This window comes from Microvirga sp. 2MCAF38 (assembly GCF_052115485.1).
In the GTDB taxonomy this organism is placed as follows: domain Bacteria; phylum Pseudomonadota; class Alphaproteobacteria; order Rhizobiales; family Beijerinckiaceae; genus Microvirga.
Genome location: NZ_JBFRGU010000002.1, coordinates 131,999 through 158,897, shown reverse-complemented (window position 1 = coordinate 158,897; position 26,899 = coordinate 131,999). Strand labels below are relative to the sequence as shown.

The following is a 26,899-nucleotide window of genomic DNA, read 5'->3' as shown; positions in this document are numbered from 1 at the left end:
GCGCGTATAGGCCAGGAATCGCCCGAAGGCAAGTCAAAAGCGCCCTTCCCTCCCGATCGGGGCGGCACCCTCCCCGCCGCTTAGGCCTTGAGCCGGTAGCCGGTCCTGAAGATCCACCAGACCCCCGTCAGGCAGGCCAACATGAAAATCAGGGTCATGGTGAGGCTGATCCCCACATTCACGTCCGAGATGCCATAGAAGCTCCAGCGGAACCCGCTCACCAGGTAGACCACGGGATTGAACAGCGCGACCGTGTGCCAGAAGGGCGGCAGCATGTTGATCGAATAGAAGCTCCCTCCCAGGAAGGTGAGCGGCGTCACGATCATCAGCGGCACGACCTGCAACTTCTGGAAACTGTCCGCCCAGATGCCGATGATGAAGCCGAACAGGCTGAAGGTGACGGAGGTCAGGAAGAGAAACACCACCATCCAGAACGGGTGGCTGATGGAGAAATCCACGAACAGCCGCGCGGTCACAAGAATGATGGTGCCCAGAATGATCGATTTGGTCGCGGCCGCGCCCACATAGCCGATCACGGTTTCGATCGCAGACACCGGGGCCGACAGGAGTTCGTAGATGGTGCCCGAGAATTTCGGCATGTAGATGCCGAACGACGCGTTCGAGATGCTCTCCGTCAGGATCGAGAGCATGATCAGCCCGGGCACGATGAAGGCGCCGTAGCTGATGCCGTCGATGTCGGCGATGCGCGAGCCGATGGCCGAGCCGAAGACGATGAAATAGAGAGATGTCGAGATCACCGGCGAGGCGATGCTCTGCATCAACGTCCGCCAAGTGCGCGCCAGCTCGAAAAGATAGATGGCCTTGATCGCATAAAGGTTCATGCCCGCCCCCTGACCAGATCGACGAAAATATCCTCCAGGGAGCTTTGCGACGTCTGGAGATCCTTGAACTCGATCCCTTGCTCCCCAAGCCCCCGCAGAAGACCGGCGATATCAGCCTCCTCGTTCTGCGTATCGAAATTATAGACGAGCTGAAGGCCGCCTTCGGACAATTCGAGATCGTACTTGGCCAAGGTCGGCGGGAGAGTCTCCAGAGGCTTCTGCAGTTGCAGAATGAGCTGCTTCCTGCCGAGCTTGCGCATCAGCACGGCCTTGTCTTCGACCAGGATGATTTCACCCTTGTTGATCACCCCAATCCGGTCGGCCATCTCCTCGGCCTCCTCGATGTAGTGGGTGGTTAGAATGATGGTGACGCCGTTTTCCCTTAAAGCCCGCACCATGTTCCACATGTCACGCCGCAATTCCACGTCGACGCCGGCACTCGGCTCGTCGAGAAACAGGATCGTCGGCTCGTGAGAGAGCGCTTTGGCGATCATGACCCGGCGCTTCATGCCGCCGGACAAAGTCATGATCTTGCTGTCCTTTTTCTCCCAAAGAGACAGATCCTTGAGGATTTTCTCGATATAGGCGGGATTGGACGGCTTGCCGAAAAGGCCCCGGCTGAACTTCACGGTGTCCCAGACGCTCTCGAAGGCGTCGGTGGAAAGCTCTTGTGGAACGAGGCCGATCTTCGAACGAGCGGCGCGATAGTCCCGCACGATGTCATGCCCATCGGCCAGAACGACGCCCGCACTCGGATTGACGATCCCGCAGATGATGCCGATCAGCGTCGTCTTGCCGGCTCCGTTCGGCCCGAGAAGCGCGAAGATCTCCCCCCGGCGAATTTCGAGATCGACCTGCCGGAGCGCGTGAAGACCGGACGCGTAGGTCTTATCGAGACCCGAGACGCGAATGATCGGGCCATTCGCGTCGCCGGATTGCGGAGCGTGTCTGTTGTCGAGAGGTTTCATGGGGAGCTGCTAGCACGAAACACGCTCGCACAGAAACCTCCTCCGGTGTCATTCCCACCGGAAACGGTGAAACCGCCTGCCACCGTCATTCCATGGCCTCGCAGCGGAATGACGGGGAGTATCGTCATGGCTGGGCTTGTCCCGGCCATCTACGCCTTTGCGTGCCACGACTCACTCGTCCAAGACGTGGATGGCCGGATCAGGTCCGGCCATGACGGGTGGAGGGGCGTACACGATCTGGAACGCTTTCGGCATTCGGCAATGCATCATCAATTCATCTGCACGTCCACCACGCCCGGCACGGCGCGGAGCGCGCCTGCGATCTGCGGAGAGGCGAGATACTTGCCGGGAAGTTTGACTTCCACCTCGCGCTCGCCCTCGTCGAGAATGAGAACCAGCGAAACCTCGCCCTCCCCGCGTGCCTTCAGACGCTCGTGCACACTGGCGATGGGACGCTCGTCACGCAGGAAGATGCGCATGCCCTTCTGGTGTTTGGCGATGGCTTCATCCAACGGGTCGGCCATACCGATGCGCGCGCGCACTTCTTCGCCTTCGACGCCGGCTTGCAGCGTGAGCACGACGGCGTTGCCAGGTTCCAGAACCTCGCGCAGGCGCATCAGCCCTTCGGAGAAAATGATCGCCTCGAAATGTCCGGTCTGATCGGACAGGTTGAGGATGCCCATCTTGTTGCCGCTCTTGGTGCGGCGCTCCTGCCGGTCGAGGATGGTGGCCGCGACCTTGCCGACCGAATTGCCCGCCTTCACCGAGCGGGAGAAATCGGCCCAGGTCTGAACGCGCAGCTTTTTCAGCAATTCGCCGTATTCATCGAGCGGGTGGCCGGAGAGGAAGAAGCCGACCGCATCGTACTCCTTCTGCAACCTCACGGAAGCGGGCCAGGACTCATATGACGGAATGCGCAATTGCACGTCGTCCGAGGCGACCCCGCCGAACATGTCGCTCATGCCGCCATTCGCGGCTTCCGCCGCCTGCTGCGCGAGGCTCATCATCGCGTCGATGGAGGCATGGGCCTTGGCGCGATCCGGCTCCAACTCGTCGAGCGCGCCGGCGGCGATGAGATTTTCGAGAGTGCGCTTGTTGAGCTGGCGCGGGTTGATGCGCCGCGCGAAATCCGCGAGATCCTTGAACGGCTTATCGCCGCGTGCTTCCATGAGACTTTCGATAGCCTGACGCCCGACACCCTTGATGGCGGCGAGCGCATAGAGGATCGAACCGTTTCCTTCAGCATCGAAGCGAACGTCGAACACCACGCCCGAGCGATTGACGGAGGGCGGCAGCACCTTGATACCGAGGCGCTGCGCCTCGCGCCGGAATTCCGCGAGCTTGTCGGTGTTGTCGAGATCCAAGGTCATGGACCCCGCCATGAACTCGACCGGGAAATTCGCCTTCAGGTAAGCCGTCTGGAAAGCGACGAGCGCGTAGGCCGCCGCGTGGCTCTTGTTGAAGCCGTAATCGGCGAACTTGGCGAGAAGATCGAAGATCTCATTCGCCTTGCCTTTGTCGAGATCGGGGCCGGTCGCGCCGGAAACGAAGCGCGAGCGCTGCGCATCCATCTCGGCCTTGATCTTCTTACCCATGGCGCGGCGCAGAAGGTCGGCGTCGCCGAGCGAATAGCCCGAGAGGACCTTCGCCACCTCCATCACCTGCTCCTGATAGACGATGATGCCGAAGGTCTCTTCCAGAACCGGCGCGAGCTTCGGATGCGAATACCAATCCTTCTTGTTGTGCTCGTCCTTGCCGAGTTTACGCGCGCAATAAACCGGGATGTTCGCCATCGGGCCTGGGCGATAGAGTGCCACGAGCGCGATGATGTCCTCGAAACGGTCCGCTTCCATCTCCACGAGGGCTTTGCGCATGCCGGCACTTTCCACCTGGAACACGCCGACCGTTTCGCCCCGCTGGAGCATTTCGTATGTTTTCTTGTCGTCGAGCGGCAGCGCCGAGAGATCGACCGTAATATTCCGCCGCGCGATGAGATCGACCGCAGTGCGCAACACCGTAAGGGTCTTCAGGCCGAGGAAGTCGAACTTCACGAGGCCCGCCTGCTCGACCCATTTCATGTTGAACTGGGTCACGCGCATACCGGTTTTCGGATCGCGATAGAGCGGCACGAGTTCCTGCAACGGACGGTCGCCGATCACGACGCCCGCCGCGTGGGTCGAGGCGTGGCGATGCAGCCCTTCGAGCTTTTGCGCCACGTTGAGCATACGCGCGACGATGGGTTCTTCATCGCGAGCAGCCTGGAGCTTGGGCTCGCCCTCGATGGCTTGGTCCAGTGTCACCGGGTTTGCCGGATTTTGCGGCACCAGCTTGGTGAGTTTGTCCACCTGGCCATAGGGCATTTCGAGTACCCGGCCGACGTCTCGCATCACGCCGCGTGCAAGCAGCGTACCGAAGGTGATGATCTGCGCCACCTGCTCGTGGCCATAGCGCTGCTGCACATATTCGATGACGCGCTCGCGCCCATCGACGCAGAAGTCGATATCGAAATCGGGCATCGAGACGCGTTCCGGATTGAGAAAGCGCTCGAACAGAAGGCCGAAGCGGAGCGGATCGAGATCGGTCACCGTCAACGCGTAGGCGACGAGCGAACCCGCGCCCGAACCACGGCCCGGCCCCACCGGGATGTTGTGATCTTTCGCCCATTTGATGAAGTCGGCAACGATCAGGAAGTAGCCGGGATACTTCATGCGCTGGATGACGCCGATCTCGAAGGCGAGACGGTCGCGGTAATCCTGCTCTGTCAATCCCGGCGCGGGTCCGTGCGCGGCAAGACGGAGTTCCAGCCCCTCCTCTGCCTGACGGCGCAGTTCCTCGCCCTCGTCCAGGGTCGCGGCATCGGCGCCCGTTCCGAAACTCGGCAGGATCGGCTTGTGCGTGTTGACGCGCGTGGCGCAACGCATCGCGATCTCGACGCTCGATTGCAAGGCGTCCGGCAGATCGTGGAACAGTTCCATCATCTGCTGGCGGGTTTTGAAATGGTGGTCCGGCGTCACGCGGCGGCGGTTCTCGTCCGACACGAGACGGCCCGCCGCGATGGCAAGAAGCGCGTCATGCGCCTCGAAATCTCCGGGCGATTTGAAGAAGGGTTCGTTCGTGGCGACGATAGGCAATCCGTTACGATCGGCAAGCGCGATCAGCTCGCCCTCGATCAGACGCTGCCCGTCGAAGGAATGGCGTTGGACTTCCACATAGAGCTGATGGCCGAAGGCGTGCTTGAGGATATCGAGCCGCGCCTGTGCGAGATCCTGACGACCGCCATTGCGCAAGGCCGCATCGAGCGGCCCGCTCCAGCCGCCGGTGAGCGCAATGAGGCCTTCGCAGTGATTGGCGAGAGCGGCGGCAGCCACTTGCGGCGCATCGCCGAGCGGCACATCGAAATAGGCCCGGCTCGCAAGCCGCATGAGGTTGCGGTAGCCCTCATCCGTCTGTGCGAGCAGAACGATGTCCGCCGGCTGCGGCTGCACACGCGCGGCAGGATCGGGCTCCTCGAAGCTGACCGAGAGCTGAAGACCCGCGATGGGCTGCATACCCATGCCGGAAAGTTTCTGCGAAAATTCCAGCGCGCCGAACAGATTGTTGGTGTCGGTCAGCGCGAGCGCGGGCTGTTTATCCGCCGCCGCGAGCTTCGCCAGATACTCGACCTTCATCGCGCCTTCGAGGAGCGAATAGGACGAATGGACGTGCAGATGCACGAAACCGACTTCTTGGAGAATGCGCGACATGAAAAACCCGACTCACGATAGCGCACATTTTCGCATGAGGGCGCACCCGCTCACTAGAACAAAGTCGCCCACTCCCAGAAACCGGCGCCCGCTATCCCCACCCCACATCCTTTGGACAAGTGTGGAGAACGGGGATCAAGCCATGGGCGAGAGCAGCATGGCCCAGATGGCGACAGCACTTCCGAAGATGAACAAGGACGTGATTTCGGCAGTGGTTTCGATCAAAGCGCGAAGCATGTCTTCCTCCGTTGTTCCTATAATGTTCATTATTGTTCGTTGTATGTTCTGTGTAAAGTATTGGAAAACCCGCATTGATGGGTGAGTCAACGAAACGTTAAGTGAGGTTTGCGGGCGTGCTCATCGCTTGAACGGGCGGCCAATGTTTCTGCGAATGCGTACTCCCGTCATTCCGGGGCCGCGAAGCGGAGCCTGGAACCCATAGCCGCGACAGCTCAGGGAAGAGCGGCGCGGGTCCGCTTATTCGGCGATGGCAGCGGCTATGGATTCCGGGCTCTCGCTACGCTCGCCCCGGAATGACGGAGATGTGAGAACTGCGCCTCCCCTCAATCCATGAAGGGCTCCACCGTCACACGCTGCCCCACCATGAAAGCGTCCGCGACGAGGCGGAATGGGGTGTCCTCAACGTCGGACTGCTTGCTGTCGAGAAGCCTCGCAAACCGGGCGTAAATCCCCTCGTATTCCTCGGAAGGCTCTTCAACGATGGCTTTGCCATCGATTGCGAGCCGGATGCCGCCTTCTGCCAGATCGAGATGCTTGCCGTCGGCAGTCTCGATCTCGATGTCCCAGGTCTGCGGGCCGGTCTGGCGCCAGTCGAAATGCGCCTGAAGATCCTCACCGGCATCGCCCGAGGAAAAGACCAGATCGGCGGCGATCGGCGCATCCCGGTTCGACGGGAATTGCAACTTCGCCTGCTGGATGAAAATCGGCTCCGGCAGAATGCGGGTGAGGATCGAAAGCGCGTTGATGCCGGGGTCGAAAATGCCGAAGCCGCCGGCCTGCCAGATCCATTGCTGTCCCGGGTGCCAATGGCGCACGTCCTCCTTCCAGTTCACGACAAGGCGTTTGACCTTGTGTCCGGCAAGAATAGCGCGCGCCTCATCGACGGCGTGGTTGTATTGAGCGTGCCAGGTGGCGAACAGCGTGACGCCCGTCCGCTTGGCGATGGCCTTGAGATCCTCGAGCTCGCTCAAAGTCGCGGCGGGTGGCTTTTCGAGAAGAACGCTCTTGCCCGCCAGCAATGCGTCGCGAGCGATCTGGTGCCGAACCTGCGGCGGCGTGCAGATGCTCACCGCTTCGAGATCGGGCAAGGCTCGAAGCATCTCCCGATAATCCTGAAAGGTGTGCTTCGCCTCGTCGGGCTTCAGACCGCGCTTGCTCGCAACAGCCAGAAGATCGAAGGCGGGATTACCTTTGATTGCCGGAAGATGCTGATCCTGCGCGATCTTGCCGAAGCCGATGATGCCGATGTTGTGCGTCGCCATCCGGCCCTCCGTCTCGGACGGAGGTTCAAGCCTCGGGAATGGTTTCCGCCCTGCCCCGGAAACCCGTCGCCAGCACATAGAGTTCCGCCGAACCCGATCGGCTCGCGGCGGGCTTCACGTGCCGCACCACGGCGAAATCGCGCTTGAGATCGGCCAGAAGCTGTCCTTCGGTGCCGCCCTGAAACACTTTGGCGACGAACGCTCCGCCCGGCGCCAGAATCTCGCGCGCGAAATAGATCGCCGCTTCCGCGAGCCCCATGATGCGCAGGTGATCGGTCTTCTTGTGGCCGGTGGTGTTGGCTGCCATGTCGGACATGACGATATCGGCCTGGCCGCCGAGAAGATCGACGAGCTTCTGCGGCGCGCTCTCGTCCAGAAAGTCGAGCTGGATGAATTCGACACCGGGGAGCGGATCGATAGCCAGAAGATCGATACCGACAACCTTGCCCTTCGCGCCGACCTTATTCGCCGCGATCTGCGCCCAGCCACCGGGCGCAGCGCCGAGATCGACCACGCGCTGGCCGGGCTTGAGCAAATGATATTTCTCGTCGATCTCGAGCAGCTTGAACGCCGCACGCGAGCGATAGCCCTCGCGCTTGGCGCGCGCCACATAAGGATCGTTGAGCTGACGTTCGAGCCATTTCTGCGAGGAAAGAGACCGCTTGTTCGCGGTCTTCACCCTCTGCTTCATGTTGCGGACGCCTGTCGAGGCCTTCTCACTCACCTTTGGCTCTCCTGACGCCAGACATTGTCCTCGCGCATCATGTTCATCAAAATTCCCTCGCGCAGCCCGCGATCCGCGATGCGCAGGCGCTCGGAGGGGAAGGATCGGCGGATCGCTTCCAAGATCGCGCAGCCCGCCAGCACAAGATCGGCACGCTCGCGGCCGATGCAAGGCTGGACCGCCCGTTCCTCCAGGCTCGTATCGATGAGCCTGTCGACCACCTTCGTGATTTCGCGGTCTCGCATCCACAGCCCGTCGACGCGACGACGATCATAGCGCGGAAGCCCGAGGTGGATTCCGCCCACCGTCGTGACCGTTCCCGACGTGCCGAGCAAGTGAAATCCGCGTGCGGAGGACGCTTTGGCGGCAGCTCCCGCAAAATCGCGCAAGAGATCCGAGACCTCGTGCACCATGCCCTCGAAACTCTCCCGCGTCACATTGACGCCGCCATGACGCTCGGCAAGCGTGACCACGCCTACAGGAAGCGAATCCCAAGCCTGGATGCGATGACAAGGGTCTGAATGGGCGTCGCCCGCCTTTCCGTCGAGCCACGCGATTTCCGTCGAACCGCCACCGATATCGAAGATGACGATGGACTCGGCCGCAGGATCCGCAAGTGAAGCGCAGCCGGTCACCGCGAGATAGGCTTCCGTCTGCCGATCCACCACTTCCAGTTCGAGATCGAGATCGGTGCGGACGCGCTCGATGAAGTCCCGCCCGTTTTCCGCCAAACGGCAGGCTTCCGTTGCCACAAGACGGGCGCGGCGGACTTCTTTCGCTTCCATCTTGTCGCGGCACACCCGCAAGGCTTCGATCGTGCGCTCGATGGCGTCTCCGCTCAGATGGTTGCCGTGCCCCAAGCCTTCGCCGAGACGCACGATCCGCGAAAACGCGTCCACGACGCGAAAGCCGAAATGCGCAGGCTCCGCGATCAGGAGGCGGCAATTGTTGGTGCCGAGATCGAGCGCGGCATAGCTGTCCGAGTAATGCCGCCGCCGGTGATGACCCGAATCGCGATTCCAGGATCCAACCCAGCCCGGGCCGCCGACGGACGTCGTCCGTTGGTCTCCAGGCTCAGCGATTGCATCCGTTTTGGTGGTCAAGGGTCAATCCTTACGCGCCACGAACTGGCCCTGCGCAGCATGACAGTAACAACCCTGTCGTGCATCGCCAAGGGCAGCCAGGAACATCCTGCCTCAGTCAGACCCGAAAGTCCTGGAAACGCGCGGTCAACTCGCGCAGCACATCCGCGCCCACATTGGCGATGGCAACGCGCAGATGGTTTTCCTGCCCCGGCCCGAAATAACTTCCCGGCAGACATAGAACACCGCGCTCGGTCGCGAGCTTTTCCGCGACGGCCTGGGAGGTCTTGCCCTCGAACGGATGACGCAAATACGCGAAATACGCGCCGATGGATTCAATTTTCCACTCAGGGAACGGTGCGAGTGCACGGGAGAAGACTTCAGCGCGCTCGTTGATCTCGGCACGGTTGTCCTCGCGCCATTGGCGTAAGCCGTCGATGGCCCAGGGCAGCGCCATCTGCGCCGTGCGCGGCGGGCAGATCTGGATGCAGTCGAGAATCTTCGCGACCTGATTGATCAGTCCTGCGTCAGCCGTAATCGCGCCCGTACGGTGACCGGGAATCGCGTAAGCCTTCGAGAACGAATAGAGCTGGATCACTGTCTGGCGCCAGTCGGCGCTCTCGAACAGCGCGTGTGCGTGGTTCACGCCTTTCGGCAGGAAGTCGCGATAAGTCTCGTCGATCACGAGATAAATTCCGCGTTTACGGCAAAGCGCAGCGAAACTCTCGATCACGTGGGGCGGATAGACCGCACCGGTCGGGTTATTCGGCGTGACGAGAACGATGGCCTTCACCTTCTCATCGAGAAGCGGTTCCGCATCTTCGACGCGCGGCACGAAACCGTTCTCCGCTCGACATGGCAGCGGACGCGGTTCGATGCCGAGCATGTCGAGACTCATCTGATGATTGAAGTACCAGGGTGTCGGCAGGAGCACGGCGTCGCCATGGCGCGCCAGCATCATCATGGTCGCGAAGAAGGCGAGGTTGCAGCCAGCCGTTATCGCCGTATCCGCACTGTGAATGYTGCCGCCATAGACGCGCACGAGTTCGTTGGCATAGGCCGCGCGCAGATCGTTATCCCCTTCGATGGGGCCGTATTTGGCGGTGGCGGCCGAGCCCGCCGCAGCCGCGAGACGCTCCAGCACGGCTGGATGGGGCATCGTTCCGGGCACGGCCTGGGAAAGATTGATCAGTTTGCCGTAGGAGCCGTCATAGCGGGCCGTCCAGGCCTGGGCTTCCGGAATCGGCGGGCTTCCAACATCGGCAACGAGAGGATTGATCGGTGCGAGCATGATGGAGCCTTTGAAGGAGAGGATCAGACGCAAGAGTATGGTCCGGACTTCGGTTTTCCGAAGAGAATCATGCCTGAACCAAACCATAGAGGGGAAGAGCTGACTACTTCAGCATGGGATCGCGGCCTCAAGGACCGCGTTTCTCAAGTCGCACAGGAAACAGTTCGAAGCCTTTACGCCACGGCCGGATTGACGACGCGCTTGGCCAAGGCGGTCAAAGTCTCGTCCGCTCGCTTCTCCTTGCCCAGGCTGCCAAGGAGGGTTTTCAGATCGTCATCCAGCCCGAGTTGCTTCGCCCACGTGGCAAGGGAACCGTAAACCGCGATCTCATAGTGCTTGACCCGCTGCGCCGACGCGAGCAGCCCGACATCCCGCAGGTTCGGATCGTCGATCATGCCGGCCCACTTGTCGGTCTCCCGCAGCATGGCCTGCATCGACTGGTCCACGTGCTCGCGCGGCTTGGCGCCGTGATGCCGCACAAGTTCGTCAAGCTGCGTTTGCTGCGTGCGGGTTTCCACCGCATGCGCCTGGAGAGCCTGCTTGAGCTCCGGGTGATGAGCCTTTTCCGCCATCTTGGGCAATGCCTCGGCGAGCTGTGCCTCGGCGCTGCACAGTTCCTGAAGTTCGGCTTTGTACATTTCACGGAAGGTCGCGACATTCATGTGACTGCCTCCTTGTTCAGGCTTTCAGGGCACCGAGGAGAGACGTCGTTGTCTGTGCTTCAGGCGATAGTCGCAATCTCCTCACTGCCCGCGAGGTTCAGGTTGCCCTCGGGCACCATCGAAAAAGGCCGGCACGAAACGCGCCGGCCTGATCAAGGCGAAGACGCCCTGACGTTCGGTGCCTGGATTAAGTCGTTAGTCCTTGGCGCGTTCCACGTAGGAACCGTCTTCCGTCATGATGACGACGCGGGTGCCGGCGGTGATATGCGGCGGGACGAGCGTGCGCACGCCATTGGAGAGAATGGCGGGCTTGTAGGAGGACGAGGCCGTCTGGCCCTTCACGACCGGCTCGGTCTCGGTGATCTCGAGCACGATGCGGGCGGGGAGTTCGATGGCGATCGGAAGGCCGTTGTGAAGGCTGAGCTTCACGACCATGCCTTCCTGCAGATAGGCGGATTGATCGCCGATGATGTCTTCCGACACCGGAACCTGCTCGTAGCTTTCAGGATTCATGAAGTGGAAGCCTTCGCCATCCTGATAGAGATAGGAGAAGTCGCGATCTTCCACGAAGGCGCGCTCGACCTGCTCGGTGGTGCGGTAGCGCTCGGAGATCTTCACACCATCCGAAATACGGCGCATGTCGAGCTGCGTGACGGGCGTGCCCTTGCCCGGATGGATGTTCTGGGCGGTCAGGACCACGTAAAGACGGCTGTCGATATCGACGACATTGCCTTTGCGAAGTGAAGAGGCGATGACCTTCACGGGGAGGCTTCCTTATGACAGAGGTAGGCGCGCTGCGAAGGAGCCGGACCATCCGGCCTCAAGCTGCGCGAGACATTTCAATGCCGCACCTAACCCATCTGCGGGAAAATCGCCAGTCGTGAGCCAGTATTACTTTTAGGACGAAAAAGACCCCATGCCCGCCCCCTCGCCCTGGTGGACGCCCGATATTCACGCGGACCGACGCCCGTTTCTCATGATCCGCAACCGGATTCAGGCCGCTTTCCGGCGGTTTTTCGAGGAGCGGGACTTCGTCGAGGTCGATACGGCAACGCTTCAGACCTCCCCCGGCAACGAGGCCCATCTCCACGCGTTCGCGACCGAGGCCATCGGGCTCGACGGGTCGCGCGCTCCTCTTTTTCTCCACACATCGCCCGAATTCGCCTGCAAGAAACTGCTCGCGGCGGGCGAACCGCGCCTATTCTGCTTCGCCCACGTCTATCGCAACAGGGAGCGCGGGCCTCTGCACCACCCCGAATTCACGATGCTCGAATGGTATCGGGCGGGACAATCCTACGAGAGCCTGATGCAGGATAGTGCGACCCTTCTCGGCTTAGCGGCCGAAGTGGCGGGCGTGAGCGCCCTCACCTTTCGCGGGAAGACAGTTGACCCATCGCTCGCGCCGGAGCGCCTGAGTGTCGCAGAGGCGTTCCGGCGCCACGCGGGCATCGACCTTCTCGCCACCATCGATAGTTCCGGCGAAACCGACCGCGACGGTCTGGCAGCGGCCTTGCGCGCGGCGGGCCTGCGGGGGGCCGAGGACGACACCTGGTCGGACCTTTTCAGCCGCGTCATCGTGGAACGGGTCGAGCCTCATCTGGGTCATGGCCGCGCCACGATTCTCGATGAATACCCGGTCGCGGAAGCCGCCCTTGCCCGCCCCTCAGCGCGCGATCCGCGCGTCGCGGAACGGTTCGAACTTTATGCCTGCGGCGTCGAGCTCGCCAACGCCTTCGGCGAATTGACCGACGCCGCCGAGCAGCGCCGCCGCTTCCAGGAGGAAATGGCCGAGAAGATGCGCGTCTACGGGGAGCACTATCCGCTGGACGAGGATTTCCTCGCGGCCCTCGCGATCATGCCGGAAGCCAGCGGCATCGCTCTCGGCTTCGACCGTCTAGTCATGCTTGCCACGGGCGCATCGCGTATCGATCAGGTGCTCTGGGCTCCCGTGCCGGAGACGGCACGATGAGCGCGCGCACGCTGAAAACGGCACGGGATTTGGTGAAGGCGGAGCTTTTGTCGCCGGAGCGGCTCGCGGACATCGACCGCGTGGCTGAGCGTTATGCCATCGCGATCAGCCCCACTATCGCGGCTCTCATCGACCGCCAGGATCCGAACGACCCGATTGCGCGCCAGTTCGTCCCTGACAGTGCCGAGTTGCATCAGACGCCCGACGAGCGGGCCGACCCCATCGGCGATCTCTCGCACAGCCCGGTCGAGGGCATCGTCCATCGCTATCCCGACCGGGTTCTGCTGAAAGCGGTCCATGTCTGCCCGGTCTATTGCCGTTTCTGCTTCCGCCGCGAGATGGTGGGGCCGCAAGGGCTCGGCACGTTGTCACCCGATGCCATGGGGACGGCGTTCGCGTATATCGCGGCGCATTCCGAAATCTGGGAAGTGATCCTCACGGGCGGCGATCCGCTCGTGCTCTCACCGCGCCGTCTCACCGAGATCATGGAACGGCTTGCGGTCATCGATCACGTGAAGGTCGTGCGCTTCCATACCCGCGTTCCGGTGGTCGATCCCGAACACGTGGATGCCGATCTCATCGCGGCGCTCAAAGCATCGGACAAGACGACCTATGTGGCGCTTCACGCCAATCACCCGCGCGAATTCACGGACGAAGCCCGCGCCGCCTGCGCCCGTCTTGTCGATTCAGGCGTGGCGATGGTGAGCCAATCGGTGCTTCTGCGCGGTGTGAACGACGACCCCGACACCTTGGCCGCCCTCATGCGCGCCTTCGTCGAAGCCCGGATCAAACCCTACTACCTGCACCATCCCGATCTTGCCCCAGGCACGGAGCATTTCCGACTCTCCATCGCGGAAGGGCAGGCGCTTGTCGCAAGTCTGCGCGGGCGGATTTCAGGCCTGTGCCAACCGACCTACGTACTCGACATTCCCGGAGGTCACGGCAAGGCGCCGCTTGGAACGAATGCCGTCGAGATGGCGGACAACGGAGCCTGCACAATCATCGATTATCGCGGACGGGCGCACGCCTACCCGCCGGATCGGGAAAGACCGAGCTCAATCTGAAGAAAGTTATCCATGGAATTAGGCATCTACACCTTCGCTGAAACGACTCCGGATCCTCAATCAGGTCAAACCATTTCCTCGGGCCAGCGCCTGCGCAACCTGATCGAGGAGATCGAGCTTGCGGATCAGGTCGGCCTCGATGTTTTCGGCGTCGGCGAACATCACCGCTCGGACTATGCCGCCTCGGCTCCCGTCGTCGTGCTGGCGGCCGCTGCCGCGCGGACGAAGAACATTCGTCTGACGAGTGCGGTGACCGTGCTGAGTTCGGACGATCCGGTGCGCGTGTTTCAGCAATTCGCGACGCTCGACCTGCTCTCCAACGGACGCGCGGAAATCATGGTGGGGCGCGGCTCCTTCATCGAATCCTTCCCCCTCTTCGGCTACAGCCTCGACGATTACGACGAACTCTTTTCGGAGAAGCTCGACCTTCTGCTCAAGATCCGCGGCGAAGAGCGCGTCACCTGGTCCGGCCACCTCCGCGCGCCGCTCGACGGCCTCGCCGTCTACCCACGCCCTGAGCAGAAGGAGCTTCCGATCTGGATCGCCGTCGGCGGCACGCCACAATCCGTGGCGCGCGCGGGTGTGTTAGGTCTGCCTCTCGCCATCGCCATCATTGGCGGCGAACCCGAGCGCTTCGCGCCTCTCGTCAATCTCTATCGGGAAGCCGCGCAGCGGGGCGGGCACGATCCCGCAATGCTGCCCGTCGGCATCAACTCCCACGGCTTTCTCGCGGAAACCACGCAGGAGGCCGTTGAGACCTTCCTGCCGGCCTATCTTCAGGTGATGACGAAGCTCGGGCGCGAGCGCGGCTGGCCACCGGCCACGCGCCAACAATTCGACCGGGAGCGGGATCTACGCGGCGCGCTCCTTGTCGGCAGCCCGCAGGAGATCATCGACAAGATCTTGTATCAGTACGAGTTCTTCGAGCACGATCGCTTTCTCATCCAGTTCAGCATCGGCACCGTGCCTCACGCCAAGCTGCTGAAAGCGATCGAGCTCTTCGGGACGAAGGTTGCGCCGGTCATCCGCAAGGAAATCGCGAGCCGCAAGGGCGCAGCGGCCTGAAGGTGCGCGTCTACCCGAGACGAGGGCGATTCCGGTGCACTCTGGAACCTCCTTCGAGACGGTCACTGCGTGACCTCCTCAGGATGAGGCTTCGAGACGCAGCCTTCGGCTGCTCCTCAGGATGAGGGTCGAAGTGAACGGCGCGCGGCCTCGGAGTGGCGAAAGCATGTACGCAGCCTCACACTGAGGGCTGCGAAGCAGCGTCTCGAAGGGCGAGGCGTCTCCAGAGCGCGCTGGACCCTCCTTCGAGACGGTCACTGCGTGACCTCCTCAGGATGAGGTGGGGTGAACGGTGCGCGGTCCCGGAATGACGGGAGAGCCGTCGGCCCACCATTGACCCTTTGCCCCGTTCCCGTGTTATCTCGTAGCCGGAGCCGGCCGCAGCCGGTTCTGGGGTCTAGAAGCCCCTCCAGTAGCGGCCGGCATCGGCCGCTAACGATGCCTTCCCAGCCTATGGCCGGGGAGGCGATGGCGCATGTCCAGGGCGCAAGCCTAAAGGTCATCGCGGCCGTCTACTGGCGGTCTTCTAGCTCCCCGACCACCAGCGCCGCTGGTGGTCGTTCACCGCCACGGGGGAGTTTTTCATGAGCACGTCGTCAGACCGCGCCCAAGCGCCAATTGCCCAACCAAACGCCGCCAAAGCGCCCAGCGCCGCCGACCAGCGCATCGGTCAGCGCGTGCGCTTGAGGCGCATCGCCATCGGGTTGAGTCAGGAGAGACTGGCCCAGGCGCTCGGGATCACCTTTCAGCAGGTCCAGAAATATGAGCGGGGCACGAACCGCATCGGTGCGAGCCGCTTGCAGGAGATCGCGCGGGTCCTGAGCGTTCCGGTCGCGTCTTTCTACGACGCGGATGATCAGGCCGACGGATCACCGATCCTCGTGCTGGACACACCGCAGAGCCTACCCCTGCTCCAGGCCTTCGCCGCCATCGCCCATCCCAGCCTGCGCCGTCAGGTGCTGGCGCTCGTGCGGGCCATCGCCGAAGCGAAAGCGTGATGCCGTTCCGAAGCTACCACATATCGAGGCCGACGCGGGCCTCGTCGGACATGCGGCTCTGGTCCCATGGCGGATCGAAGACCATGGTAACCGTCACGCTCTGCACGCCTTCAACGGCCCCGACAGCGTTCTCGACCCAGCCGGGCATTTCGCCAGCCACGGGACAGCCCGGAGCGGTCAGGGTCATGTCGATGGCGACGTTGCGGTCGTCGTCTATATCGACGCGGTAGATCAGGCCGAGTTCGTAGATATCGACCGGGATTTCGGGATCGTAGACGGTCTTGAGGGCCGCGACGATGCTGTCGGTCATGCGGTCGAGTTCTTCCGGCGGGATCGCCGAGCCTGGCTTGACCTGCGGCGCGTTGGGCGCTGCGTCATGGGGAGGTGTTTGAGCGTTCACAGGTCGTCCTCAGGCAAACAGGGTTTCCGCCTTTTGCAAGGCTTCAACGAGCTTATCGATTTCCGCCGTCGTGTTGTAGAGCGCCAGCGACGCACGGCAGGTCGAGGTGGTGCCGAAGCGTTCGAGCAACGGCATAGCACAATGGGTTCCGGCGCGCACGGCGACGCCCTGCCGGTCGATGATGGTCGCGACATCGTGAGCGTGCGCGCCCCTCATCTCGAAAGCGATGATGCCGCCCTTGCCCTTCGCGCGGCCGATGATCCGCAGCGAGTTCATGGCGCCAAGGCGCTGATGGGCATAGTCCGACAAGGCCGCCTCGTGAGCCGCGATCCTGTCGCGCCCGAGATCCATCATGAAGCGCAAGGCCGCCCCTAAGCCCACCGCCTCGATGATCGCCGGGGTGCCGGCTTCGAAACGGTGCGGCGGGTCGTTGTAGGTCACGAAATCCTTGGTGACCTCGCGGATCATCTCGCCGCCGCCCTGATAAGGCGGCATCTTCTCCAGCCATTCGCGCTTGCCGTAGAGCACGCCGATACCGGTCGGGCCATAGACCTTGTGGCCGGTCAGCACGTAAAAATCCGCATCGAGATCGCGCACGTCCACATTCAGATGCACCGCGCCTTGAGCGCCGTCCACCAGCACCGGCACACCATGAGCGTGAGCAATGCGGATGATCTCCTTCATCGGCGTCACAGTGCCGAGCACGTTCGACATATGTGTGATGGCGACGATCTTCGTCTTCGGCGTAAAGAGCTTCTCGAATTCCTCGACGAGGAAATTGCCCTCGTCGTCCACCGGCGCCCACTTGATCACTGCGCCCTTACGCTCGCGCAGAAAGTGCCACGGCACGATGTTGGAATGGTGCTCCATGATGGAGAGGATGATCTCGTCCCCCTCCCCGATCCCCATGCGCCCGAAGCAATCCGCCACGAGGTTGTAGGCCTCCGTCGCCGATTTCGTGAAGATGATCTCATCCACGGACTCGGCATTGAGGAACGCGCGCACGGTCTCGCGCGCATTCTCGAAACCTTCCGTCGCCGCGTTCGCCATGAAATGCAGGCCGCGATGAACATTCGCGTAAGCGGTCTCCATGGTGTTGACCATGGCATCGATCACCGCGCGCGGCTTCTGCGCGGAGGCCGCGTTGTCGAGATAGACGAGCGGCTTGCCGTAGACCTGCTGCGACAGGATCGGAAACTGAGCCCGGATCGCTTCGACGTCGTAGGGCGCAAAAGGTGCGTTCATCGTCCAACCTTCGTTTATCATCGTCATGCCCGGGCTTGACCCGGCCATGACGTGTGAGGTCAACCCCGCGCCCTCAGCCAGCTCTCGACAATGCCGACCAGCGCCTCGCGCGCGCCCTCGTTCTCGACCGTCTCGATGGCCTCGCCCAGGAACGCCTGAACCAGCAGGCTCTCGGCTTCCTTCTTCGGAAGACCGCGCGCCATGAGGTAGAACAGAAGATCCTCGTCGAGCTGGCCGCAGGTCGCGCCGTGGGCGCACTGCACGTCGTCCGCGAAGATTTCGAGTTCCGGCTTGTTGTTCATCGACGCGCCGTCGCCAAGCAGAAGCGCGGCGGACATCATGCGACCGTCTGTCTTCTGGGCTTGATGCGGAACGATGATCTTGCCCTGGAACACGCCCGTGGCCTCGTCATCGACCACCGTCTTGAACAATTCGCGGCTCTCGCAATGGGGCGCGGCATGCTCGGCAATGAGGGTCGTGTCGCCATGCTGGCGACTTTTCAGCATCGTCGCGCCGTTGATCTGCGCCTTGGTGTTCTCACCCTCAAAAACCGCGAAGACCTGATGGCGCGAGACATTTGAGCCTGCCGACACGTTGACCGTGTTGAACATGACATCCGCGCCGAGCTTCACCGCGAAGGTGGAGAGCGCAAGCGCCTGATCGCCTTCCGCGTTGACGCGGACATGGTGAACATTCGCGTTGTCACCCGCGAGCAGCTCGACCACGTCGTTCGGCTGATGGTTAGCGCCGTTCGTGCTCTCATGCGTCTCGAAGAGCGTGACGGAAGCGCCCTGCTCGACAATGACGAGAATCCGCGTCGCCGTCGCAACCGCCAAAGCGCTTGACGTGACGAAGCGTAGATGAACCGGCGTCGTCACATCGCCCCACAGGCGCACCAGCACGCCATCCGCCATGAAGGCGGAGTTGAGCTGATAGACCGGGTTCTGGCGAGCCCATTCGATGGGGCTGAGCTTGGCGAGCCAATCGTGCCCATCGGTCAGTGCATCGGCCAAGGGCACGATTTCGACGCCTTCCGGCAGCGCTGCAAAATCAATCGCGTCGCGAACAAGATGCCCATTCACGAACGGGATCTGAAGCGCCTCGACGCCGGGCAAAGCCTTGGCGTTCTGCAACGCGGCCTTCGCCTCCTGCGCGGACGGCGTCGGCGCGAAGGGCGCGGCCTCGCGCATCAGGGAGCGGAGATCCGTGTACTTGAACTCCTCGACCCGGCGATGAGGCAGCCCACGCTCGGCGAAAAGCTCGAAGGCCTCCGCGCGCGATTCCGCGCTGCCCGGCAGCGTGGTTTTCGCGGCGTCGAACGCCTGCACCAGCGCGGTTTCCGCCGGCGTCTTCATGAGGGTGACGTCCGCCATGTTACGCGGCCTCGCTCTGCCTGTAATCGGCATAGCCGTTTGCTTCGAGTTCGAGCGCCAGCTCCTTGCCGCCCGATTTCACGATGCGGCCAGACGACATCACGTGCACCGAATCCGGCACGATGTGGTTCAACAGGCGCTGATAGTGCGTGATGACGAGGAACGAACGATCCGGCGAGCGGAGCGCATTCACGCCCTCGGACACGATGCGAAGCGCGTCGATGTCGAGGCCGGAATCCGTCTCGTCGAGGATGCAGAAGGACGGCTGCAACAGCGCCATCTGCAGGATTTCCATGCGCTTCTTCTCGCCGCCGGAGAAGCCGACATTCAGCGCGCGCTTGAGCATGTCCTTCGGGATCTCGAGCTTTTCTGCCGCCGCGTTGACGCGCTTGATGAAATCCGGGGTCGTCAGCTCCGCCTCGCCGCGTGCCTTGCGCTGCGCGTTCAACGTCGCCTTGAGGAATGTCATGGACGCAACGCCCGGGATTTCCAGCGGGTACTGGAACGCGAGGAACACGCCCGCCACCGCGCGCTCATCCGGCGCCATCTCCAGGAGGTTCGCCCCGTCGAGCAGGATCTCGCCGTCGAGGACTTCATAATCCGCCTTGCCGGCAATCACATAGGACAGCGTCGACTTGCCGGAGCCGTTCGGCCCCATGATGGCCGCCACCTCGCCGTTATTCACGGTGAGGTCGAGACCGTTGAGGATGCGCTTGTCTTCAATCTGAACGACGAGGTTCCTGATTTCGAGCATTTTGAATTTCCATTCACGTCATCCCGGACGGCTTCAGCCGAGCCGGGATCGTTATCCGAATTGAACTGGTTTTCGCGATCCCGGCTCGCGCTTCGCTTGGCCGGGATGACGATTAACCCACCGACCCTTCGAGCGAGATCGAGATGAGCTTCTGCGCTTCGACCGCGAACTCCATAGGCAATTTCTGCAACACGTCCTTGACGAAGCCGTTGACGATCAGTGCCGTCGCTTCCTCGGCCGAAAGGCCGCGCTGCTGGCAGTAGAACATCTGATCCTCGGAGATCTTCGAGGTCGTCGCTTCGTGCTCGAACACGGCGCTTGCGTTCTTCGACTCGATGTAGGGCACCGTGTGAGCACCACATTGATTGCCGATGAGAAGCGAGTCGCAGTTCGTGAAGTTGCGTGCGCCGCTCGCCTTGCGGTGCGCCGAGACGAGACCGCGATAGGTGTTCTCGGACTTGCCGGCTGCAATGCCCTTCGAGATGATGCGGCTGGTCGTGTTCTTGCCGAGGTGAATCATCTTCGTGCCGGAATCGACCTGCTGCATGCCGTTCGACACCGCAATCGAGTAGAATTCGCCGCGCGAATTATCGCCGCGCAGAATGCAGGACGGATACTTCCACGTGATCGCCGAACCCGTCTCCACCTGCGTCCAGGTGATGACCGAATTCTTGCCGCGACAATCGCCGCGCTTGGTCACGAAGTTGTAGATACCGCCGCGCCCTTCGGCGTCGCCCGGGTACCAGTTCTGCACCGTCGAATACTTGATCTCGGCATCGTCGAGCGCGATCAGCTCGACCACCGCCGCATGCAGTTGGTTCTCGTCGCGCTTCGGGGCCGTGCAGCCTTCGAGATACGAGACGTAGGAACCCTTGTCGGCGATGATGAGCGTGCGCTCGAACTGGCCGGTGTTCTTCTCGTTGATGCGAAAGTAAGTCGACAGCTCCATCGGGCAGCGGACGCCCGGCGGGATGTAGACGAACGAGCCGTCCGTGAAGACAGCCGAGTTCAGCGTCGCGAAGAAATTGTCCGTGACGGGCACGACCGTGCCGAGATACTGGCGCACCAGATCCGGGTATTCGCGGATGGCTTCCGAAATCGGCATGAAGATCACGCCGGCTTTCTTCAGCTCTTCCTTGAAGGTTGTAGCAACCGAGACCGAGTCGAACACCGCATCGACCGCCACCCGGTTTTTCGGCTCGACGCCGGCCAGAATTTCCTGCTCGCGCAGCGGAATGCCGAGCTTCTCGTAGGTCTTGATGATCTCGGGATCGACTTCGTCGAGCGACTTCGGCGCCGGATTGTTCTTCGGCGCGGCGTAGTAATAAATGTCGTTGTAGTCGATCTTGTCGTACGACACCCGCGCCCAGTTCGGCTCCGTCATGGTGAGCCAGCGCTTGTAGGCGTCGAAACGCCACTGGAGCATCCATTCCGGCTCGCCCTTCTTGGCCGAGATGAAACGGATCACATCCTCGGAGAGCCCCTTGGGAGCCTTCTCCATCTCGACTTCGGTTTCGAAGCCGTACTTATACTGATCGACGTCGATCGACCGGACCTGGTCGATCGTCTCCTGCACAGCAGGCATCTGTCTCTCCCACCGCTCACGGTTTCAAGGACCGCGGGTTGATGACATTGGATGACGAGCGAGGCCTTTAATCAGGCCACGTTCGCCTTCCGCTTATATAGGGTTGAGGCCACTCTTTCGCACGTTTCCGCAAAGCGGGCTACGTCTTCTTTCGTGGTCATCCACCCCAAACTGACGCGTAAAGCGCCTTCCGCAACCGCAGGCTCGACGCCCATGGCATCGAGCACATGCGACCGCTTGACCTTCCCCGAAGAGCAGGCCGATCCCGATGAGAGAGCGACCCCTCCCATATCGAAAGCGATCAAAGCCGTCTCGGCACGGGTGCCGGGAATGGCAAAGGATACGGTGTTTGGCAACCGATCAACGCTTGCAGCAAAGATCGTCACCTCCGGCACAAGCCGCCTTATCTCCGCCTCGACTTCGTCCCGCAACGCCCGGATGCGAGCCGCTTCCTCGCTCAGATTGGCCCGCGCGATCTCAGCCGCAACCCCGAAGCCGACGATGGCGGCAACGTTTTCGGTTCCAGCTCGATAGCCGCGCTCCTGCCCGCCGCCCCGGATCAACCGATCCGTAATCTCGATCCGATCAGAAGCCAGAACGACCGCGCCGATCCCCTTGGGACCGCCGAGCTTGTGAGCCGAGAGCGTCAGAACATCGACGCCGAGCGCGGCCATATCGAGGGTAATCTTGCCGGCGGCCTGCACCGCATCGGCATGGAGATAACCCCCCTGCTCTCGCACCAACGCAGCGATGGCGGCTAGCGGCTGCAAAACGCCAGTTTCGTTGTTGGCAGCCTGCACGGAAACCAAGACTAGGCTGTCACCGGCATCTTCGAGCCGGGCCTTGAGCCAGGGCAGATCCAGGACGCCGTTCACATCAACCGGAATGCGCTCCACGGTCTCCGCCGCGAAGCGATGCCCGCCGAGCACGGACGGATGCTCCGTTGCTCCGATGAGCAAAAGCCTCGCACCCAGCTTTCCGGCGCGGCGGAGGGATGGCGACAAGACGAGATTGTTCGCCTCGGTGCCGCCACTCGTGAAAATGACGTTTTTGGGCAAAGCGCCGACCAGCGCAGCCACACGCTCCCGCGCTGTTTCCATTTCAGCCCGCGCGGCGCGACCTTCCGCGTGGACAGAGGAGGCATTCCCCGACAGCATGAAGACGCGCGCCATCTCACCCGCGACCTCGGGCCTCATCGGCGCGGTCGCGTTGTAATCCAGATAGCTGCGCCGGCTTGTCGCCATGCGAACGGACCCCTTCACGAAAACCTTGCAATTGCCCCTGGTTGCCGTGCTAAAGCATCGCAACCATATCCAATCACCGCGTGTCGAACGGCCGCCCTGCCCATTGCAGTGGCCCAACGGCAACAGTACTTAGAATTATTCTAAGGATTTTAAGGAAAACAGGGGCCTTGAGTCAAGGCCGCCCTGAGATCTGCACCCTCCCCCAGGAGGGCAGCTGCCAAGAGGTCAACGCATTATGCCTGAGGTCATCTTCACGGGCCCTGCCGGTCGCATCGAGGGACGTTATCAGCCCGCGAAGCAGAAAGGGGCCCCGATCGCCATCGTTCTTCATCCGCACCCGCAATTCGGCGGCACGATGAACAACCAGATCGTCTACAACTTGTACTATAATTTCCTGAACCGCGGCTTCTCGGTTCTACGCTTCAACTTCCGCGGCGTCGGCCGCAGCCAGGGCGCCTTCGATCACGGCCAGGGCGAGCTTTCGGACGCCGCGGCGGCACTCGACTGGGCCCAGGCCATCAATCCCGACGCCCGCGCCTGCTGGATCGCCGGTGTCTCCTTCGGCGCCTGGATCGGCATGCAGCTTCTGATGCGCCGCCCGGAGATCGAGGGCTTCATCTCCATCGCCGCCATGGCGAACCGCTACGATTTCTCGTTCCTGGCCCCCTGCCCCTCTTCCGGCCTATTCGTGCACGGCTCGGAAGACCGTGTCGCCCCGGTGAAGGATGTGGTCAGCGTGATCGAGAAGGTGAAAACCCAGAAGGGCGTGAAGCTCGAACACGCCGTCGTCGAGGGCGCCAACCACTTCTTCGACGGTAAGGTCGACGAACTGATGACATCGGTCGACGACTATCTCAACAAGCGTCTGGGCTCGGTCGAAGAAGCGGCCTGAGCCGCCGAGTCCTCCTGAACGCAGAAGGGCCGGTCGCTCGACCGGCCCTTTTTGTTTGTTGGTCCAGAGATCGGTTTGTGGATCAGACCAGGGCGAAATTGCCCGCCGTCAGGGCTAGACCAGCCGCCAATTGCGCGAACCTCACTCCGGCACCTCCCCCTCCCCCGTCCGCATCGTAGAACAAAAGTCCCGTTATGTTGTCGTAAACCAATTGCGCGCCTGCAGTAGTGGCGATTGGTCCCACCGTCAAAGACACCGATGTGCCAAACGCGCTGAAAATGTTCCGATTCAAGGCAATCAGATCATCGGCCACATCGAAACCCACGATCTGATCGACATTGGTGTAAATATTCAGCGCCGTATCGAACACGAAGGTGTCGCGTCCAGCCTCGCCATACAGCGTGTCGTTGCCAGCGCCGCCGTAAAGGCTGTCATCATCAAAGCCGCCCCAGAGGGTGTCATTGCCCATCCCGCCAAAAAGGAGGTCATTGCCGTACTGTCCCCGCAGCACGTTGTCGCTGGAGCTGCCAAAGATCATATCCCATCCCGATCCGCCGGTGACGTTCTCGAAGTTGCTGATCTGATCACCGGCGGCCGAGCCATAGCTGGTAAGATTGAATTGTAGATCGACGCCAACGCCCACTGTATCATCGCTGTAATCCAGCGTGTCGATGCCGGCACCGCCGTCCATCGTATCAGCACCCGTTCCACCCCGGACGAGATCGTTATCGTTTCCACCATAAATGATGTCATCGCCGCTACCGCCCTCGAGCAAATCGTTACCGGCATCGCCGTAGAGTGTGTCACGCCCATCACTGCCGCCGATGGTATCGTTCCCATTCTGCCCCGACAGCACGTTGTCGCCGAGAGTGCCGTAGATCGTGTCCCGAGCCGACCCGCCGATCACGTTCTCGAAGTTGCTGATTTGATCACCGTAAGGAGCCGTACCGGTGCGCAGGTCGACATAGATTCCGACCACATCTCCGTCATAAGAAAGCGTGTCGATGCCGTCACCGCCGTCCATTATGTCCGCACCCGCATCGCCCCGGATGAGATCGTCTCCGATCCCGCCATAGATGCGGTCGCCTTCAGTGCCGCCCTGGAGCGTGTCGTTGCCGTCGCCACCGTCCAGCGTGTCCGCGCCCGCACCGCCCTGGATGAGATCGTCTCCGATCTCACCATAGATGAGATCATCGCCGTTGCCGCCCTCGATCCAGTCCTTGCCCTCGCCGCCCCACAGGGTGTCGTTGCCGTCCGCGCCGGCGAGAGTGTCGTCGCCCTTCTGCCCCCGCAGAACATTGGCGTCGAGGCTGCCGAAGATCGTGTCGTTGCCAGAGCCGCCGGTGACGTTCTCGAAGTTGCTGATCACGTCACCCGCGGCTTGGCCATAGAAGACCGAGTTGGTGCGCACATCGACGTAAACGCCGAACTTGTCGCCGCCATATGAGAGCGTGTCGATGCCGCTGCCGCCATCCAGCGTGTCGGCGCCGGCATCGCCAATGATGACATCATCACCATTGCCGCCAAAGAGCTTGTCATTGCCGACATCGGTGGGGAGTAAGTCCCCAACGAGGAAGTCATTGCCGTCCTCGCCGTAGAGGAGGTCATTGCCCCGCCCTCCCCACAGCGTGTCATTGTCTATCCCGCCAACCAGCGTGTCTTCACCGTCTCCACCTTGCAGGGAATCATTGCCGTCCTCACCGGCCAGGTAGTTGTTGCCGTACCCGTCCTGGATTACGTCATCGCCCTGGCCGCCCCACGATGTGTCATCGCCTATTCCGCCAACCAGCGAGTCATTGCCGCTCCCGCCGACGAGGCTATCCTGACCGTCCTCGCCATAAAGGAGATCGTTGTCGGCGCCACCAGAGACAGTGTCGTTGCCTCCGCCAGCGTAGATGGCGTCATCGCCTTCACGCCCGGATAGAGCATTGCCTTCGCCGCTGCCGGAGATCGTATCCTTGCCCCAGCCTCCGTACACGTTCTCGAAGTTGCTGATCTGATCACCCTGAGCATGGCCAAACCTTGCCCAGTTGACTCTCAAATCGATCTCGACACCAATCGTATCCCCGCCGTAGTCGAGCGTATCGATGCCATCGCCGCCATCCATGATATCGGCACCTGCGCTGCCAAGAATGACATCGTTGCCGCTCTCTCCCTGAAGGAAGTCGTTGCCGTCTTCCCCTGCGAGCCAGTCCTCACCCTGACCCGCATAGATGCTGTCGTTGTCGATCCCGCCATACAGCAGGTCGCCTCCCAGACTACCGTAGATCGTGTCGTTTCCGGATCCTCCGTAGACCGTGTCTCCCGAATAATCGTTGCCAGCGTGGAGGGCATCGTTGCCGTCATCGCCCCAAATGGTGTCGGCTCCATACTCGCCATAGAGGATGTCATCGCCCCCCTGTCCGTATAACGTGTTATCGCCATGGCTGCCGAAGATCGTGTCTCTGCCCGAGCCTCCCTCCACGGCTTCGAAATTGCTGATCCGATCGCCGTGGGCTATTCCAAAACTCACCATATTGAATCTCAGATCGACGGACACGCCGGTCGTGTCCTCGATGTAGCTCAGGAGATCGTATCCTTCACCTCCATCCAGGGAATCGGCGCCTGCGCCGCCGCGTACCTGGTCGTTACCGCGCCCACCAAGAATGGTATCGTCGCCATCGTTACCGTAAAGCGCATCGTTCAGATCGCCACCGTCGATGAAATCATTGCCAATTTCACCTGAAATCGCATCGTTGCCGGCTCCGCCATAAAGGGAGTCATGGCCTTCTCCGCCATAGAGCGTATCGTCGCCCTCGCCACCATAGAGGGTGTCGTTACCGTCCCGGCCGCTCAAGGTATCGTTGCCGAAATTGCCGCTGAGTGTGTTGCCTGCAATATTTCCGTAAATCTTGTCGTTGCCCGAGCCGCCCTGCACGTTCTCGATCAGGGAACGGGGATCGCCGTTGTACTGCAGCGCGTTGAAGACGTTGCCGCGCGCCTTGATGAGGCGGTCATCGGACAGGTTCGCCAGCTGCTGCTGGGAGAATACTGACCAGCCGCCGGGCGCCAGATCGACCGTGAGATCGGTGGAGTAGGGACTGAGATCGTAGGTATCGTTGCCGCCGCCGTCCCAGAGCGTCATGAAGATCATGTTCCTGAACGGCTTGACCTTTTGGACACCGTTGAGGAAAACCTCACCCGAGGAAGGATTGAAGGAATAGACGCTGTCGGTGTTGTTGGTATTGAAGTTCGCTCCGTATAGATACTGCAAGGCCGCAATATCGTACATCATGTAACCACTGGCATCATCGCCCTCGCCGAAGTTAATGTCGGGATCGCCGATATAGTCAGTGTAAGTCATGATCGCGAACTCTTTCGTGTCGCGGTCCGGCGTCATAACACCTTGTCCGTGCCCCAAGCCCAGGGCGTGGCCTATCTCGTGATAGGCTACATAATGTCCGTAGATAGACTGGTTATTATAATTGAGCCCAAGTGCTACATCGCCTGCCCTAGG

Annotated in this window: 21 protein-coding genes; 5 read left to right on the top strand and 16 right to left on the bottom strand. The window is 61.7% G+C overall.

The window, feature by feature from the left end; all coding sequences use genetic code 11:
• Positions 1 to 80: 80 nt before the first annotated feature.
• The 9 genes from AB4072_RS05270 to efp all read right to left on the bottom strand — a co-directional run bounded on the left by AB4072_RS05270 (position 81) and on the right by efp (position 11,576).
• Entirely contained in the window at positions 81 to 842 is a 762-nt protein-coding gene (locus AB4072_RS05270) for an ABC transporter permease (protein WP_441965998.1), read from the bottom strand.
• Complete coding sequence (locus tag AB4072_RS05265) at positions 839 to 1,810, bottom strand: ABC transporter ATP-binding protein (protein WP_441965996.1); 972 nt, start codon at positions 1,808 to 1,810, stop codon at positions 839 to 841. Before AB4072_RS05265 ends, AB4072_RS05270 begins: the two co-directional genes overlap by 4 nt.
• Positions 1,811 to 2,079: 269 nt before the next feature.
• Positions 2,080 to 5,553, bottom strand: coding sequence for a DNA polymerase III subunit alpha (gene dnaE / locus AB4072_RS05260; RefSeq protein WP_441965995.1), 3,474 nt, complete (start codon positions 5,551 to 5,553; stop codon positions 2,080 to 2,082).
• Positions 5,554 to 6,116: 563 nt separating this feature from the next.
• Positions 6,117 to 7,055: a Gfo/Idh/MocA family protein gene (locus tag AB4072_RS05255; protein WP_441965993.1), complete on the bottom strand. Its 939-nt coding sequence runs from the start codon at positions 7,053 to 7,055 to the stop codon at positions 6,117 to 6,119.
• Between the two features lie 25 nt (positions 7,056 to 7,080).
• Positions 7,081 to 7,746 carry an RlmE family RNA methyltransferase gene (locus AB4072_RS05250; protein ID WP_441966542.1) on the bottom strand — a complete coding sequence of 222 codons (666 nt, stop codon included), beginning with the start codon at positions 7,744 to 7,746 and terminating at the stop codon, positions 7,081 to 7,083.
• A gap of 29 nt (positions 7,747 to 7,775) precedes the next feature.
• Complete coding sequence (locus AB4072_RS05245) at positions 7,776 to 8,882, bottom strand: Ppx/GppA phosphatase family protein (RefSeq protein WP_441965991.1); 1,107 nt, start codon at positions 8,880 to 8,882, stop codon at positions 7,776 to 7,778.
• 97 nt (positions 8,883 to 8,979) lie between these two features.
• Positions 8,980 to 10,185 carry an aminotransferase gene (locus AB4072_RS05240; RefSeq protein WP_441965989.1) on the bottom strand — a complete coding sequence of 402 codons (1,206 nt, stop codon included), beginning with the start codon at positions 10,183 to 10,185 and terminating at the stop codon, positions 8,980 to 8,982.
• Positions 10,186 to 10,325: 140 nt separating this feature from the next.
• The gene (locus tag AB4072_RS05235; RefSeq protein ID WP_441965987.1) at positions 10,326 to 10,814 is read right to left on the bottom strand and encodes a YciE/YciF ferroxidase family protein; all 489 of its coding nucleotides are present in this window, start codon (positions 10,812 to 10,814) and stop codon (positions 10,326 to 10,328) included.
• Positions 10,815 to 11,009: 195 nt separating this feature from the next.
• Positions 11,010 to 11,576: an elongation factor P gene (efp, locus tag AB4072_RS05230; protein ID WP_441965985.1), complete on the bottom strand. Its 567-nt coding sequence runs from the start codon at positions 11,574 to 11,576 to the stop codon at positions 11,010 to 11,012.
• 154 nt (positions 11,577 to 11,730) lie between these two features.
• On the opposite strand from efp, the gene epmA reads away from it, so the two are divergent.
• From epmA to AB4072_RS05210, 4 genes are all read left to right on the top strand, one after another.
• Complete coding sequence (gene epmA, locus AB4072_RS05225; protein ID WP_441965983.1) at positions 11,731 to 12,783, top strand: EF-P lysine aminoacylase EpmA; 1,053 nt, start codon at positions 11,731 to 11,733, stop codon at positions 12,781 to 12,783.
• Positions 12,780 to 13,847, top strand: coding sequence for a lysine-2,3-aminomutase-like protein (locus AB4072_RS05220; protein ID WP_441965981.1), 1,068 nt, complete (start codon positions 12,780 to 12,782; stop codon positions 13,845 to 13,847). Before epmA ends, AB4072_RS05220 begins: the two co-directional genes overlap by 4 nt.
• Before the next feature lie 12 nt (positions 13,848 to 13,859).
• A complete protein-coding gene (locus AB4072_RS05215; RefSeq protein ID WP_441965980.1) occupies positions 13,860 to 14,912 on the top strand; it encodes an LLM class flavin-dependent oxidoreductase in 1,053 nt (350 codons plus the stop codon).
• 584 nt (positions 14,913 to 15,496) lie between these two features.
• Positions 15,497 to 15,910, top strand: coding sequence for a helix-turn-helix domain-containing protein (locus AB4072_RS05210; protein WP_441965978.1), 414 nt, complete (start codon positions 15,497 to 15,499; stop codon positions 15,908 to 15,910).
• Between the two features lie 13 nt (positions 15,911 to 15,923).
• Here AB4072_RS05210 and AB4072_RS05205 read toward each other — a convergent pair whose 3' ends face one another.
• The 6 genes from AB4072_RS05205 to AB4072_RS05180 form a co-directional block, all read right to left on the bottom strand.
• Positions 15,924 to 16,220, bottom strand: a complete 297-nt coding sequence (locus AB4072_RS05205; protein WP_441966540.1) for an SUF system Fe-S cluster assembly protein — start codon at positions 16,218 to 16,220, stop codon at positions 15,924 to 15,926.
• A gap of 99 nt (positions 16,221 to 16,319) precedes the next feature.
• Positions 16,320 to 17,555, bottom strand: a complete 1,236-nt coding sequence (locus AB4072_RS05200; protein WP_441965976.1) for a cysteine desulfurase — start codon at positions 17,553 to 17,555, stop codon at positions 16,320 to 16,322.
• Positions 17,556 to 17,614: 59 nt separating this feature from the next.
• The gene (sufD, locus tag AB4072_RS05195; RefSeq protein ID WP_441965975.1) at positions 17,615 to 18,928 is read right to left on the bottom strand and encodes a Fe-S cluster assembly protein SufD; all 1,314 of its coding nucleotides are present in this window, start codon (positions 18,926 to 18,928) and stop codon (positions 17,615 to 17,617) included.
• Between the two features lies 1 nt (position 18,929).
• Positions 18,930 to 19,682 carry a Fe-S cluster assembly ATPase SufC gene (sufC, locus tag AB4072_RS05190; protein ID WP_441965973.1) on the bottom strand — a complete coding sequence of 251 codons (753 nt, stop codon included), beginning with the start codon at positions 19,680 to 19,682 and terminating at the stop codon, positions 18,930 to 18,932.
• Positions 19,683 to 19,794: 112 nt separating this feature from the next.
• Positions 19,795 to 21,267: a Fe-S cluster assembly protein SufB gene (gene sufB / locus AB4072_RS05185; RefSeq protein ID WP_441965971.1), complete on the bottom strand. Its 1,473-nt coding sequence runs from the start codon at positions 21,265 to 21,267 to the stop codon at positions 19,795 to 19,797.
• Between the two features lie 71 nt (positions 21,268 to 21,338).
• Complete coding sequence (locus AB4072_RS05180) at positions 21,339 to 22,511, bottom strand: cysteine desulfurase family protein (RefSeq protein WP_441965969.1); 1,173 nt, start codon at positions 22,509 to 22,511, stop codon at positions 21,339 to 21,341.
• A gap of 235 nt (positions 22,512 to 22,746) precedes the next feature.
• Here AB4072_RS05180 and AB4072_RS05175 point away from each other — a divergent pair, with 235 nt between their 5' ends.
• The gene (locus AB4072_RS05175) at positions 22,747 to 23,403 is read left to right on the top strand and encodes an alpha/beta hydrolase (protein ID WP_441965967.1); all 657 of its coding nucleotides are present in this window, start codon (positions 22,747 to 22,749) and stop codon (positions 23,401 to 23,403) included.
• 82 nt (positions 23,404 to 23,485) lie between these two features.
• Here AB4072_RS05175 and AB4072_RS05170 read toward each other — a convergent pair whose 3' ends face one another.
• The gene (locus tag AB4072_RS05170) at positions 23,486 to 26,746 is read right to left on the bottom strand and encodes a calcium-binding protein (RefSeq protein WP_441965965.1); all 3,261 of its coding nucleotides are present in this window, start codon (positions 26,744 to 26,746) and stop codon (positions 23,486 to 23,488) included.
• Positions 26,747 to 26,899: the final 153 nt, after the last annotated feature.